The sequence below is a fragment of the Rhodococcus sp. RDE2 genome, from assembly GCF_020885655.1.
GTDB lineage: Bacteria > Actinomycetota > Actinomycetes > Mycobacteriales > Mycobacteriaceae > Rhodococcus > Rhodococcus pyridinivorans.
The window spans coordinates 4,055,622-4,069,326 of sequence record NZ_AP025186.1; the positions used below are offsets into that span (position 1 = coordinate 4,055,622).

Genomic DNA, 13,705 nt, shown 5'->3' on the forward strand with positions numbered 1-13,705 from the left:
TCAGAACGTCGAAGCGTCGATCACGAACCGATAGCGCACGTCACTGGCAACCACACGGTCGTATGCCTCGTCGATACGGTCCGCGGAGATCAGCTCGATCTCCGCCCCGATGCCGTGCTCTGCGCAGAAGTCGAGCATCGCCTGCGTGTCGGGGATGCCGCCGACGTTCGATCCGGCCATCGCACGATCGTTCATCGCGAGCGAGAACGCCCGCACCGACAGCGGCTTCTCGGGCAGGCCGAGGCCGACGAGGGTGCCGTGCAGCCGCAGCAACGACAGGTAGCGGTCGAGGTCGAGGTTGACCGAGACGGTGTTGAGGATCAGGTCGAACTTCCCGCGCAACTCCTTGAAGGTCGACTCGTCCTCGGTGGATCGGTAGTCGACCGCCCCGAATCGCAGGCCGTCGTCCCGCTTCGACAGCGAGTGGCCGAGCACGGTCACCTCCGCGCCCATCGCTGCAGCGATCTTCACACCGACGTGCCCGAGGCCGCCCATGCCGATGATCGCGACCTTGCTGCCCGGTCCCGCATTCCACCGCTTCAGCGGCGAGTACAGGGTGATTCCCGCGCACAGCAGAGGTGCCGTGGCGGCCGGGTCGAGTCCGTCGGGAATCCTCAGGACGAAGTGTTCGGTGACGACGATGTGCGTGGAGTAGCCGCCCTGGGTGACGGTGCCGTCGCGGTCGACGGAGTTGTAGGTCCCCGTCACCCGATTGGTGCAGTGCTGTTCGAATCCTGTTCGGCAGGGATCACATTCGCCACAGGAGTTCACGAAGCAGCCCACGCCGACGCGGTCTCCGACGGCGTGTTCCGTGACATCGGAACCGACGGCGGCGACGGTGCCGACGATCTCGTGACCCGGCACGATCGGGTATTTGGTTCCGCCCCATTCGTTCCGGGCGGTGTGGATATCGGAATGGCAGATGCCGGCGAACTCGATGGCGATGAGTACGTCGAGCGGACCGAGGGCACGTCGTTCGACGGTGGTCTTCGACAGGGGCGCATCGGGCGCGGCGGTGGCGTAGGCGGCGACAGTGGTCGTACCGGTTGTGGACGTCATTCCTCCACAACTACTCCGCCTCACGACGACGTGCACCCGTGGGGGACTCCCACGGGTGCACGTCGTCGAGACGGTTCGGTCATCCGGCCTGGTCGGACTGCTGGGCCGTCCGGCGGCGCAGTCGTCGCGCCGCAGCGACGAGGTTGCGCAGCGACGGCTCGAGCTGCCAGTGGTGACGGGTCTTGAGACCGCCGTCCGGATTGGCCCACAAGCGGTCCAGTTCCACCGATTCCGCCGCTTCGGTGAGCAACTCGTCGAGCTCGTCGATGTCCGGTATCCGGGCCGAGCGCGACTCGTAGACACCGGGACCGACACCGTGGGAGAGCGCGCGATCCTTGATCGCCTCGAGCACCCAGCGGATCGAGCGCGTCGCCACGATCGCCGTGACGTCGGCGTCGAGTCGCTCGATCGCGTCGACCACCGACGCCTGACCCGAATAGGTCAGGTGCGTGTGGATCTGCGTCTCCGGCTTCGCACCACCGGTGGCGAGACGGAAGGCGTCGACGGCCCAGTCGAGGTATTCGGCACGCCCGTCCTGCCGCAGCGGCAGCAGTTCACGGATGGCCGGTTCGTCGACCTGGATGATCGCGATGCCCGCCCGCTCGAGATCGGTGATCTCGTCGCGGATGGCCAGCGCGAGTTGGTCGGCCGTCTCGTGGAGCGGTTGATCCTGACGCACGTAGGAACGCGCCAGCATCGTCACCGGACCGGTGAGCATGCCCTTGACCGGCTTGTCGGTCAGCGACTGTGCGAACGAGATCCACTCGACCGTCATCGGCTTCGGGCGCACGATGTCGCCGTAGAGGATCGGCGGACGCGTGCAACGTGAACCGTAGGCCTGCACCCAACCGAAGTGCGTGGTGGCGAAGCCCTCCATCAACTCGGCGAAGTACTGCACCATGTCGTTGCGTTCGTGCTCGCCGTGGACGAGGACGTCGAGACCGATGTCCTCCTGCAGACGGATGGTGCACTCGATCTCCTCCTGGATGCGCTTGACGTACTCGTCGTACGACATCCGGCCACGACCGAGTTCCGCTCGTGCCCTGCGGATCTCCGCGGTCTGCGGGAACGACCCCAGGGTCGCCGTCGGCACCGGCGGCAGATCCAGGCGCTTCTGCTGCGCGACGCGGCGCTCCTCGTACGGCGCGCGCATCCGATGGGCGGGCGTGACCGCGTTCAGACGTGCACGGACGGTGTGCTTCTGCTTGAAGTGCACCGACACGGGCGGCTTGCGCCACCGCTCCTCGGCTCCGGTGGTGAGCGCCTTGGCGAGGGAGACCACCTCCCCCACCTTCTGCTTCGCGAACGCGAGACGATCGGCGACGTCGCCGGGGATGTCGTACTCGACGAGCACGTCGTAGGGCACGTGCAACAGCGAGGACGAGGTCGACACGACGAGATCCGGTGCGACCGCGGCGATGGACTTCAGGTACTCGAGCGTGCGGTGGCGGTCGACCTTCCACACGTTGCGGCCGTCGACGACACCGGCGTAGATGCGCTTGCGCTTCAGTCCGGGCACGGCGGCCAGTTCGTCCGCGCTGATGCGGCCGTCGACCAGGTCCAGACCGATCGCCTCGATCTTCGACGCGGCCAGGATCGGCAGCGCCTCACCGAGATGCCCGTACGGACCGGTCACGAGCAGACGCGGCCGCAGCGGAGCGTGGGAGAGCACGTCGTAGGCACGCGCGAGGGCTGCGAGCTCCTCCTCGCTGCGGTCCTCGGTGCAGGACGGCTCGTCGAGCTGCACACAGGTCGCGCCGGCGCGGGCGAGCTGCTCGAAAAGCTTCTCGTACTCGGGGAGCAGCGCGTCGAGCAGGTCGAGGGTGCGGAAACCCTCCTTCGTCGACGTCGGCGCGACCTTCGACAGCAGCAGCAGCGAGACCGGGCCGAGCACCACCGGACGCAGCTCGACGCCCTCGGCCTTCGCACGCTCGAACTCGTCGAGCACGGCCGCCGAGTTCAGCTCGAAGACGGTGTTCTCGTCGAGTTCGGGCTGGCGGTAGTGGTAGTTGCTGCCGAACCAGCGCACCAGCTCGAGCGGCGGGAAGTCCTCGCGTCCACGGCACAATGTGAAGTACAGATCGAGCGGGTCGAGCTCGTCGACCAGCGGACGGAACCGGTCGGGCAGCGCTCCGAACAACAGGGCGTTGTCCAGGACGTGGTCGTAGTAGGAGAACGTGTTGCCGGGTACCTGGGTCAGACCAGTGGCTGCGAGCTCGCGCCAGGTGTTCTCCTGGAGCTCGCGAGCGACCGCGACGAGTTCGTCGCGTGTGCCCTCACCGTGCCAGTAGGCCTCGAGGGCGAACTTGAGCTCGCGGCGGGGTCCGATGCGCGGGTACCCGAGGATGCTTGATCCGTATCCGTCGGCGAGAGTTGCCATGTCGGCGTCGACCTTTCCCTCATGCACACCGCGCCCGTGCACCGGTGACGAGTGCTGGAACACTGTCGCCGGGCACGGGCGCCGTGTGCGGTGGTGCTACCTGGCTAGCCGGCCTTCTTGACCGTGCGGCCGTTGTCGGCGTACTCGTAGAAGCCGGCGCCCGACTTCTTGCCGACGAGTCCCGCCTCGACCATGCGCTGCAGCAGCGGCGGGGCCGAGTACAGGGGCTCCTTGAACTCCTCGTACATGGAGTCGGCGATCGACTTGACGGTGTCCAGACCGACGAGGTCGGTCAGGGCGAGCGGACCCATCGGGTGGGCGCAGCCCAGGACCATCGTCTTGTCGATGTCCTCCTTGGTGGCGAAGCCGGACTCGACCATCCGGATCGCCGAGAGCAGGTACGGCACCAGCAGTGCGTTGGCGATGAAACCTGCGCGATCGGAGGACCGCACGACCTGCTTGCCCAGTACGTCGGCGGCGAAGGCCTCGGCGCGCTTGGAGACGGTAGGGCTGGTCTTCAGGGTGGTGACGAGCTCGACGAGCGGGAGCACCGGCACAGGGTTGAAGAAGTGCATGCCGATGACACGCTCGGGGGCACCGGTCGCGATACCGAGCTTCATGATCGGGATCGACGATGTATTCGAGGCGAGCACCGCGTTGGGATCGGTGACGATCTTGTCGAGTTCGGCGAAGATCTCGCTCTTGATCTTCTCGTCCTCGACGACGGCCTCCACGACGAGCTGCCGATCGGCGAAGTCACCGAGATCGGAAGTGAAACGCAGACGCCATGCGGCCTGCTCACGCTCCCGTTCGGTGATCTTCCCGCTGCTCACACCCCGGTCCAGCGACCGGAGGATGCGGGCGCGTCCGGCAGCCGCGAGTTCGCGGGTCTGCTCGAACACCAGTACGTCGACATGAGCGCGTGCGCACACCTCGGCGATACCTGCGCCCATGATGCCGGCGCCGATCACGCCGACGCGCTGAATCTTTTCGCTGGTCACGTCAGCTCCTTCTCGTTGTGGGGGTCGTGGCCGAGGCCGGAAGTACAGGTGCGGACCCATCGGGTGCGCGGGTGCAGAACCGCCCCTGATACGCACGCACCCCGCGGCAGGACATGGGGACCTGTGGATCCCGCCGCGGGGTGGTGGCCTCTTCGGTGGCGCTGGTTCCTAGTGGAACTGGCCTTCCTCGGTGGAGCCCTTCAGGGCAGCCGTGGAGGTATTGGGATCGACGGTGGTGGCGATGGTGTCGAAGTAGCCGGCACCGACCTCACGCTGGTGCTTGATAGCGGTGAAGCCGCGCTCCTTGGCCGCCTTGAACTCGCGCTCCTGCAGGTCGACGAAGGCCGTCATGCCCTCGCGGGCGTAGCCGTGGGCCAGGTCGAACATGCCGTAGTTGAGCGAGTGGAAGCCGGCGAGGGTGATGAACTGGAACTTGAAGCCCATCGCGCCGAGCTCCTTCTGGAACTTCGCGATGGTCGCGTCGTCCAGGTGAGCCTTCCAGTTGAAGGACGGCGAGCAGTTGTAGGCCAGCAGCTGGTCCGGGAACTCGCTGCGCACGCCCTCGGCGAACTTCTTGGCGACCTCGAGGTCCGGAACACCGGTCTCCATCCAGATGAGGTCGGAGTACGGAGCGTAGGCCTTCGCACGGGCGATGCAGGGCTCGATGCCGTTCTTGACGTGGTAGAAGCCCTCGGCGGTGCGCTCACCGGTGATGAACGGGCGGTCGCGCTCGTCGACATCGGAGGTGATGAGGGTCGCGGCCTCGGCGTCGGTGCGGGCGATGACCACGGTCGGGACGTCCGCGACGTCGGCCGCGAGGCGAGCCGAGGTCAGGGTGCGGATGTGCTGCTGCGTGGGGATGAGCACCTTGCCACCGAGGTGGCCGCACTTCTTCTCCGACGCGAGCTGGTCCTCCCAGTGCGAACCGGCGACGCCGGCCGCGATCATGGCCTTCTGCAGCTCGTAGACATTGAGGGCGCCACCGAAGCCGGCCTCACCGTCGGCGACGATCGGAGCGAGCCAGTTGTCGACGGAGGTGTCGCCCTCGACCTTGGCGATCTCGTCGGCGCGCAGCAGCGCGTTGTTGATGCGGCGGACGACCTGCGGAACCGAGTTCGCCGGGTACAGCGACTGGTCCGGGTAGGTGTGGCCGGACAGGTTGGCGTCGCCGGCGACCTGCCAACCGGAGAGGTAGATGGCCTTCAGGCCGGCGCGGACCTGCTGGACCGCCTGGTTACCGGTGAGGGCGCCGAGCGAGTTGATGTAGTCCTCGTTGTTGACGAGGTCCCACAGGATCTCGGAACCGCGGCGGGCGAGGGTGGCCTCCTCGACGACGCTGCCCTGCAGCTTGGCGACCTGCTCGGCGGTGTAGTTGCGGGTGATCCCCTTCCAGCGCGGATTGGTGTCCCAATCCTTCTGGATCTCTTCTGCAGTCCTCGGGGTGCCGGTGGTCGACATCAAATCTCCACTCTCTAGATCTGCCCCGCTCGGGATGAAGCAGTACGCGTGTACGACTTCACATCCTTTGCGTGCCGTTCGGATGTACAGGAACGACAATGACACAGTCCAAAAAACCCGTCTACCTGTTGCTAATGCCAATCTCGGCTATTTTCGTTGCAGGCATTGCGAAGATTGCTAATCGATGGTCGGTCCAACTACCCGAATCGGGCACAGGTTTATTACCCGCGAGTAGTAACTACCTCGGCTTTTGCTGCCGCCGTCCGGTCCCCCGCGCCGGAAGGCCCCGTCCCGCCGAATCACCCACCGCGGGACGGATCGGACACCTGTCTGTGACTGCCTTCACAGGAGTCCACCGCCCGCTGTGATCTCCCATTGACCCCTCGAATCCCACCCGTAACATGTCTCGGGCCGGATCGGGGCCGGCGCGTCGTAGTGCCTTCGTGTGTCGGCCCCGGCCGAACAGCCCCCCGAACACGAGGAGTCGACATTCTCTCGAGTACGTCGCGGTCGATCGTCGAAGCGACCCTGCCGGTGGTCGGAGCCGAGATCGGCACGATCTCACGTGTCTTCTACAACCGGCTCTTCCGGGCCGTCCCGTCCCTGCGGGACACCTTCAACCGCACCAACCAGGCGAACGGGACCCAGCAACGGGCACTCGCCGACTCGGTCGCCGCCTTCGCATCACTGCTGATCACCCATGCACCGACCGACATCGACCCCATCATGGAGCGGATCTCCGCCAAGCACGCGTCCCTCGGTGTGCAGGCAGCGCACTACGGGATCGTGCGGACGCACCTGTTCGCCGCGATCGCCGAGGTGCTCGGTGACGCCGTCACACCGCAGGTCGCCGTGGCCTGGCACGAGGTGTACACGCTGATGGCGAACTCGCTCGTCGAGCAGGAGACGGAGCTGTACCGGCGAGCCGGTGTGGCCCCCGGCGACATCTGGCGCCGGGTGTGCGTCACCGAGCACGAGTACGACGGCGCGCACGCGGCCACCCTCCACTTCCGCTCCGTCGACGGCGAGCCGCTGCCGGCCTTCCTTCCCGGCCAGTACATCTCGGTGCGGGTCGCGTTGCCCGACGGCTCCGAGCAGATCCGCCAGTACACCGTGTTCCCGGGCAGAGTGAGCGGCGAGTGGGCCGTCACCGTCAAGCGCGTGCCGGGCGGACTCGTCTCCCCCGTGCTGTGCGACGGCCTGCGCGTCGGTGATCACATCCTCGTCTCGCCGCCCTTCGGCAGCGTCGTGGTCGAGCGGGGCAGCGAACCGTTGCTGCTCGTCTCGGCGGGAGTGGGAGTGACGATGACCGTCGCGGCACTGCGCGACATGCAGTCCCGAGGCGACGGCCGGAGCGTCGACGTCGTCCACATCGACCGCACCCCCTACGAGCAACCGCACCGGACCGAGATCGGCATCCTGGTCGACTCGTTGCCCGACGCGCGGCTGCACGTGCGCTACACCGAGTACGACGAGATCCGCAGCGACGGGCGAACTCCCCTGTCCGGGCTGACGATTCCGGGTGACGCCCGCACCTACGTGTGCGGTCCGATCCCGTTCATGCGTGCCATCCGCTCCGATCTCGTCGCCTCGGGTCTGTCCCCCGGGTCGATCCACTTCGAGGCGTTCGCGCCAGGCTCGTGGTTCGGTCTCGAGGCTCCACCGGCGCCCGTCGATTAACACGCTGCGAACGCCACCTTGCGAAGGCTGTGAGGCAGTTCTACCCTGGGCGAATGGCCAAGACCTATGTAGGCGCCCGGTTGCGGCAGCTACGCACCGAGCGAGGACTCAGCCAAGCTGCGCTCGCCAAGACCCTCGAGATCTCGGCGAGCTATCTCAACCAGATCGAGCACGACGTCAGGCCCCTGACCGTGCCCGTCCTGCTCCGTATCAGCGAGGTCTTCGGGGTGGATGCCACCTTCTTCTCCTCGCAGGACGACACCCGTCTGATCGCGGAGATGCGGGAGGTCGCGCTCGACCGGGAGATGGGCATCGAGGCCGACGCCCAGGAGATCGCCGAGATGGTCGCCGCCCACCCCACTCTGGCGCGCGCGATGGTCAACCTCCACCGGCGCTTCCGCAACACCACCGCGCAGCTCGCCGTCGCGACCGAGGAGAGGTACAGCGACGGCAGCGGCAGCGGTGCGATCACCATGCCGCACGAAGAGGTGCGCGACTACTTCTACCAGCGGCAGAACTACCTGCACGATCTCGACACCGCGGCAGAGGAACTGGCCAATCGCATCCGGTTCCACCGCGGCGACGTCGGCGGCGAGATCGCCCGCCGCATGGCGACCGTCCACGACGTGCAGATCGTCAAGCGCATCGATCTCGGCGAGAACATCCTGCACCGCTACGACCCCGAGACCCGTGTCCTCGAGGTCGCGCCGCAGCTGTCCGGTGGGCAGCAGGTCTTCAAGCTGGCCATCGAACTCGCGTACCTGGAGTGCGGGGAGCTCATCGACCGCCTCGTCGCGGAGGGTTCGTTCACGAGCGACGCCTCGCGCGCATTGGCCCGGCTCGGGCTCGCCAACTACTGGGCGGCCGCACTGATCCTGCCGTACACGCAGTTCCACGAGATCGCCGAGGACTTCCGCTACGACGTCGAGCGTCTGTCGGCCTTCTACGGCGTCAGCTACGAGACGATCGCGCACCGTTTGTCGACCCTGCAACGTCCGAAGCTGCGGGGTGTCCCGTTCTCGTTCGTGCGCGTCGACCGCGCGGGGAACATGTCGAAGCGACAGTCCGCCACCGGTTTCCACTTCTCCACGAGCGGCGGCACGTGCCCGCTGTGGAACGTCTACGAGACCTTCGCCTATCCCGGCAAGATCATGACGCAGATCGCGCAGATGCCCGACGGTCGTCGCTATCTGTGGGTTGCGCGCACCGTCGAGCGTCGCGCCGCGCGTTACGGCCAGCCGTCGAAGACGTTCGCGATCGGTCTCGGCTGCGAACTGCGGCACGCGCATCGCCTCGTCTACGCCGACGGTCTCGACCTCGACGAGTCCAACCCCGGCACGCCGATCGGCTCGGGTTGCCGCGTGTGCGAGCGCATGAACTGCCCGCAGCGCGCCTTCCCACCCCTGGGCAAGGAGATCGACATCAACGAGCACCGCTCGTCGGTCTCGCCGTATCTGGTGCGTTGAGCGTCGGTAGGCTCGTCGCATGGCACGCACCCCCGACGCGATAGGCGCGAAGGCACTCGAGTTCCTGTCCGAGTACCACCTCGCGACGCTCACGACCCTCCGCAAGGACGGCTCGCCGCACGTCGTCGCCGTCGGGTTCACGTGGGACGGCGAGGCCGGCCTCGCCCGTGTCATCACCTTCGAGGGCTCCCAGAAGACCCTCAACGTCGAACGCGGGGGTTACGCCGTCGTCAGCCAGGTCGACGGCGGTCGCTGGCTCACCCTCGAGGGCCCGGCCCGCGTGACGCGCGAGCAGGCCGACGTCCGCGAGGGCGAGCGTCGCTACGCCGCCCGCTACCGCGAACCCCGCCCCAACCCCCGCCGCGTCGTCATCGAGATCGCCGTCGAGCGCGTGATGGGCTCGGTCCTCGACCCCACCTGACGCATCCGCTACGGAATTCGCCATTCGCTACGGAAATACGGTAGTTGTCAACCTGTCTGAGACAGGTGGTGGATGTTGATCCCTGTAGACCCGGGCAGTTCCGGCGCACGAGGCGCACGCCGGAACCGCTCGGGAAACTCCGCTGCATACTCATCGAGCATCTGCTGACGCAACCGCCGAACCGCAACAGCAGAACCGTCGAACACCGACGCCGGAGTATGCCGACCGAGCCCACTGTGCCGATGCTCGGTGGCATACCGATGCAGAAAACCCGCGGTCCACTCCCTGGCATGATCGATCGAATCGAACACCGGCGGGCAGGTCAGGTCGTACTTGACGGTCTTGAACAACGACTCCGAAAACGGATTGTCGTCACTGACCCGAGGACGGGAAAACGACGCGATCACCCCCCGCTCCTCGAGCAGATCGAGCAACACCGTCGACCGCATCGACGCCCCGTTGTCCGCATGCAACACTGACGGGCACCCGTGCTCGGCGATCGCCTCGGTGAACAACTTCACCGCACGCTCGCCGCTCTCATGGAACTCGATGCACCACGCGACCGGATACCGCGAGAACACATCGATCACCAGATACAACAGGTACCGGTCCTTCTTCCCGGGCCCCTTCAACTCGGTGATGTCCCACGACCACAGATCCCCGACCGCCCCGGCCCCGACCACCGGCCGGGCCCGGACAGGGCCGCCGCCCCCGCCGCCGCGGCGGCCACGCCGGTCCCCGACCAAGCTCGCCGCGCCGGCGACCCGATAGAACGTCCGCTCACTGCACGCCAGAACCCCTGCATCGAATGCACGCCAATAAACCTGAGCCACAGACAAATCCGCGTACTCGCCGGAGCACAGCACATCGCAGATCGTGTCACGTTCGCTCTCGCTGAGCGCGGCCGGCTGCCGACGCTTCGCCTGCGGCAGCGGGTCCCCGGCCGGCCGGTAATGCGTGTAGCCGCGACTGTGCCGGTAGTAACTGGCCCGAGGCAGTCCGAGCAGGGTGCAGGCCCGGGTCACCGGCATCGCCGCGTCCTGGTGCAATGTGGTGACCGTGGCGGTCAGGACAGCCTGTACCCCTCGAGCCATTGTTCGTACTCGGCCACGCTCATCAGCGCCGGTGGGATCGCAGGTGTCTCCGGCGCCGAGCTCTTGGTCACGTGCTCCAAGAGCTCGAATGCTTTTCCCAGGATCTGCTGGGCAGCTTCGGCCTGCTCGACCTTCTGACGCAGTTGCTGGTTTTCCTTGCGCAGCTGTGCCAGCTCCGCGCGCTCACGACTGTCCATGCGTCTACCCGGTTTCTCTGCGGCTGCCCTCATCGATGCGGTCCATTCTCCGCGGTCCCGGGCGGCGATCCAACGGTGGACCGTTCCGTAGGCGAGGTTGTTTTCACGCAGCAGTTTGGCACGGCTGCCGCGTTCGATGGCCGCGTCCCATTGCCGGAGGAACTCCGAGCGGTAGGCCATCGAGAACGAACGCATGCCTGTCGGTGTTCGGCCGACTTCGACGTCGATCATGATGCTTCCGTTTCCCCGCGTCCGTCCCTGAATGTGTCTCACGACCATCCTGGCAACCAACGAACTGCTGTAGCGGATAGCTGAAGGTGTAGCGATTACCTCCGGGCACGGGCGACGGCCCGATCGAAACGGGCGCGGACCACGTCGAATCGGAACAGTTCGGGCCACGTCCACCGCACCACCTCGAAGCCGAGATCGCGCAGCGCGTCCTCACGTCGCTTCTCCCGTCGGACGGCTTCGATCCCGCCGTCGTCGTACTTGCCCATGCCGTCGAATTCACCGACGACGCCTTCGTCCTCCCAGTAGAAGTCGGCTCGCCCGACGAAGAGCCCACCGGGAGTTCTGATCTCCTGCTGCAGGATCGGCGACGGCATGCCGACCTCCTGCATGCGCACCCGGCTGAGCGACTCGCCGGGGCTTTCACTGCGACCGTCGACGAATGCTGCCACCCGCCGTGCCGCGGCGATGCCCGTACGAGGGCCCGACTCGGCCAGGGAACGAGCGAGAGCTTCCGCGAGCCCAGGCTGACGGGCTGCGGCGGAGTCACCCGCGATCACCGATTCGTCGAAGTCGAGCGTGCAGGCGAGGTCGACGACCGTCCGGGCCATCGACGTGCAGGGAACTCCGTCCACCTCCGAGCGGTCGTAGGTGGGGAGTGGCGCGACGTGCAGGTGGCGACTTGCGGTCCTGCGTCCACCACCAGACCTGTCGCGGCTGACGTGCACCCGCGTGAGGTCCGGCTTCCACAGGGCAAGTCCGTGCAGGACGGCGGCGGACTCGTGGCTGATCACGGTGTCGGCGGACAGACGTGCACCGACGGACCGGACGCGCATGCGGTAGCGGTCGAGGTCGTCGAGGGAGGCGTCGGCGATGTACACGCCGGGTTCGAGTCGTTCGAGTTCACCGTTGCGCAGGGCTCGGCGGATCTCGGTGTCGCTGAGGCCGGTCGTCAGGGCGTCGGCGCGCAGGATGGGCTGCATGGCGACCACCCTGCCCCACGTCCGCCGCCGAAAAGCCGCGGACGACACGGATTCCGGTCGATCTGTGGATGAGTCGTCACCCTGTGGACAACGCGTTCGCTACATCTTTCGTCATCTGCTGCAGCTATTCGTTGGTTGCCAGGATGGTCGTGAGACACATTCAGGGACGGACGCGGGGAAACGGAAGCATCATGATCGACGTCGAAGTCGGCCGAACACCGACAGGCATGCGTTCGTTCTCGATGGCCTACCGCTCGGAGTTCCTCCGGCAATGGGACGCGGCCATCGAACGCGGCAGCCGTGCCAAACTGCTGCGTGAAAACAACCTCGCCTACGGAACGGTCCACCGTTGGATCGCCGCCCGGGACCGCGGAGAATGGACCGCATCGATGAGGGCAGCCGCAGAGAAACCGGGTAGACGCATGGACAGTCGTGAGCGCGCGGAGCTGGCACAGCTGCGCAAGGAAAACCAGCAACTGCGTCAGAAGGTCGAGCAGGCCGAAGCTGCCCAGCAGATCCTGGGAAAAGCATTCGAGCTCTTGGAGCACGTGACCAAGAGCTCGGCGCCGGAGACACCTGCGATCCCACCGGCGCTGATGAGCGTGGCCGAGTACGAACAATGGCTCGAGGGGTACAGGCTGTCCTGACCGCCACGGTCACCACATTGCACCAGGACGCGGCGATGCCGGTGACCCGGGCCTGCACCCTGCTCGGACTGCCTCGGGCCAGTTACTACCGGCACAGTCGCGGCTACACGCATTACCGGCCGGCCGGGGACCCGCTGCCGCAGGCGAAGCGTCGGCAGCCGGCCGCGCTCAGCGAGAGCGAACGTGACACGATCTGCGATGTGCTGTGCTCCGGCGAGTACGCGGATTTGTCTGTGGCTCAGGTTTATTGGCGTGCATTCGATGCAGGGGTTCTGGCGTGCAGTGAGCGGACGTTCTATCGGGTCGCCGGCGCGGCGAGCTTGGTCGGGGACCGGCGTGGCCGCCGCGGCGGCGGGGGCGGCGGCCCTGTCCGGGCCCGGCCGGTGGTCGGGGCCGGGGCGGTCGGGGATCTGTGGTCGTGGGACATCACCGAGTTGAAGGGGCCCGGGAAGAAGGACCGGTACCTGTTGTATCTGGTGATCGATGTGTTCTCGCGGTATCCGGTCGCGTGGTGCATCGAGTTCCATGAGAGCGGCGAGCGTGCGGTGAAGTTGTTCACCGAGGCGATCGCCGAGCACGGGTGCCCGTCAGTGTTGCATGCGGACAACGGGGCGTCGATGCGGTCGACGGTGTTGCTCGATCTGCTCGAGGAGCGGGGGGTGATCGCGTCGTTTTCCCGTCCTCGGGTCAGTGACGACAATCCGTTTTCGGAGTCGTTGTTCAAGACCGTCAAGTACGACCTGACCTGCCCGCCGGTGTTCGATTCGATCGATCATGCCAGGGAGTGGACCGCGGGTTTTCTGCATCGGTATGCCACCGAGCATCGGCACAGTGGGCTCGGTCGGCATACTCCGGCGTCGGTGTTCGACGGTTCTGCTGTTGCGGTTCGGCGGTTGCGTCAGCAGATGCTCGATGAGTATGCAGCGGAGTTTCCCGAGCGGTTCCGGCGTGCGCCTCGTGCGCCGGAACTGCCCGGGTCTACAGGGATCAACATCCACCACCTGTCTCAGACAGGTTGACAACTACCGAGTTGCCGTAGCGGATGGCGAAGTCCGTAGCTGATGCTTGTGCGCACTTTGTAACACCCGCGA

The 13,705-nt window shown here is 66.5% G+C and carries 12 protein-coding genes; 5 read left to right on the top strand and 7 right to left on the bottom strand.

Annotated elements, in window-relative coordinates; genetic code table 11:
• The 4 genes from LPH33_RS18925 to aceA form a co-directional block, all read right to left on the bottom strand.
• Window positions 1-1,059, bottom strand: a complete 1,059-nt coding sequence (locus LPH33_RS18925; RefSeq protein ID WP_229565411.1) for an NAD(P)-dependent alcohol dehydrogenase — start codon at window positions 1,057-1,059, stop codon at window positions 1-3.
• A gap of 79 nt (window positions 1,060-1,138) precedes the next feature.
• Window positions 1,139-3,439 (bottom strand): 5-methyltetrahydropteroyltriglutamate--homocysteine S-methyltransferase, encoded by a 2,301-nt coding sequence (metE, locus tag LPH33_RS18930; protein WP_229565413.1) that lies wholly within the window; start codon window positions 3,437-3,439, stop codon window positions 1,139-1,141.
• 104 nt (window positions 3,440-3,543) lie between these two features.
• Window positions 3,544-4,440, bottom strand: coding sequence for a 3-hydroxybutyryl-CoA dehydrogenase (locus tag LPH33_RS18935; RefSeq protein WP_060650627.1), 897 nt, complete (start codon window positions 4,438-4,440; stop codon window positions 3,544-3,546).
• 168 nt (window positions 4,441-4,608) lie between these two features.
• Complete coding sequence (gene aceA / locus LPH33_RS18940; protein ID WP_060650626.1) at window positions 4,609-5,898, bottom strand: isocitrate lyase; 1,290 nt, start codon at window positions 5,896-5,898, stop codon at window positions 4,609-4,611.
• 534 nt (window positions 5,899-6,432) lie between these two features.
• Between aceA and LPH33_RS18945 the strand changes: the two genes are divergently transcribed.
• Genes LPH33_RS18945 through LPH33_RS18955 form a run of 3 tightly spaced genes read left to right on the top strand, consistent with a single transcriptional unit; the run spans window position 6,433 to window position 9,465 of the window.
• Window positions 6,433-7,578, top strand: a complete 1,146-nt coding sequence (locus LPH33_RS18945) for a globin domain-containing protein (RefSeq protein ID WP_060650625.1) — start codon at window positions 6,433-6,435, stop codon at window positions 7,576-7,578.
• 53 nt (window positions 7,579-7,631) lie between these two features.
• The gene (gene ramB, locus LPH33_RS18950) at window positions 7,632-9,044 is read left to right on the top strand and encodes an acetate metabolism transcriptional regulator RamB (RefSeq protein WP_060650624.1); all 1,413 of its coding nucleotides are present in this window, start codon (window positions 7,632-7,634) and stop codon (window positions 9,042-9,044) included.
• Window positions 9,045-9,063: 19 nt separating this feature from the next.
• Window positions 9,064-9,465: a PPOX class F420-dependent oxidoreductase gene (locus LPH33_RS18955; RefSeq protein ID WP_060650623.1), complete on the top strand. Its 402-nt coding sequence runs from the start codon at window positions 9,064-9,066 to the stop codon at window positions 9,463-9,465.
• A gap of 47 nt (window positions 9,466-9,512) precedes the next feature.
• Here the strand turns inward: LPH33_RS18955 and LPH33_RS18960 are convergent, their stop codons facing one another.
• The 3 genes from LPH33_RS18960 to LPH33_RS18970 form a co-directional block, all read right to left on the bottom strand.
• Complete coding sequence (locus LPH33_RS18960) at window positions 9,513-10,559, bottom strand: DDE-type integrase/transposase/recombinase (RefSeq protein WP_071936289.1); 1,047 nt, start codon at window positions 10,557-10,559, stop codon at window positions 9,513-9,515.
• A complete protein-coding gene (locus tag LPH33_RS18965; RefSeq protein ID WP_071936290.1) occupies window positions 10,532-10,987 on the bottom strand; it encodes a hypothetical protein in 456 nt (151 codons plus the stop codon). Before LPH33_RS18965 ends, LPH33_RS18960 begins: the two co-directional genes overlap by 28 nt.
• Window positions 10,988-11,082: 95 nt before the next feature.
• The gene (locus tag LPH33_RS18970; protein WP_229565414.1) at window positions 11,083-11,967 is read right to left on the bottom strand and encodes a type IV toxin-antitoxin system AbiEi family antitoxin domain-containing protein; all 885 of its coding nucleotides are present in this window, start codon (window positions 11,965-11,967) and stop codon (window positions 11,083-11,085) included.
• Window positions 11,968-12,158: 191 nt separating this feature from the next.
• Here LPH33_RS18970 and LPH33_RS18975 point away from each other — a divergent pair, with 191 nt between their 5' ends.
• Together LPH33_RS18975 and LPH33_RS18980 are read left to right on the top strand one after the other, a co-directional pair.
• Entirely contained in the window at window positions 12,159-12,614 is a 456-nt protein-coding gene (locus LPH33_RS18975) for a hypothetical protein (RefSeq protein ID WP_071936290.1), read from the top strand.
• The gene (locus LPH33_RS18980; RefSeq protein ID WP_071936289.1) at window positions 12,587-13,633 is read left to right on the top strand and encodes a DDE-type integrase/transposase/recombinase; all 1,047 of its coding nucleotides are present in this window, start codon (window positions 12,587-12,589) and stop codon (window positions 13,631-13,633) included. The genes LPH33_RS18975 and LPH33_RS18980 overlap by 28 nt, the downstream gene beginning before the upstream one ends.
• Window positions 13,634-13,705: the final 72 nt, after the last annotated feature.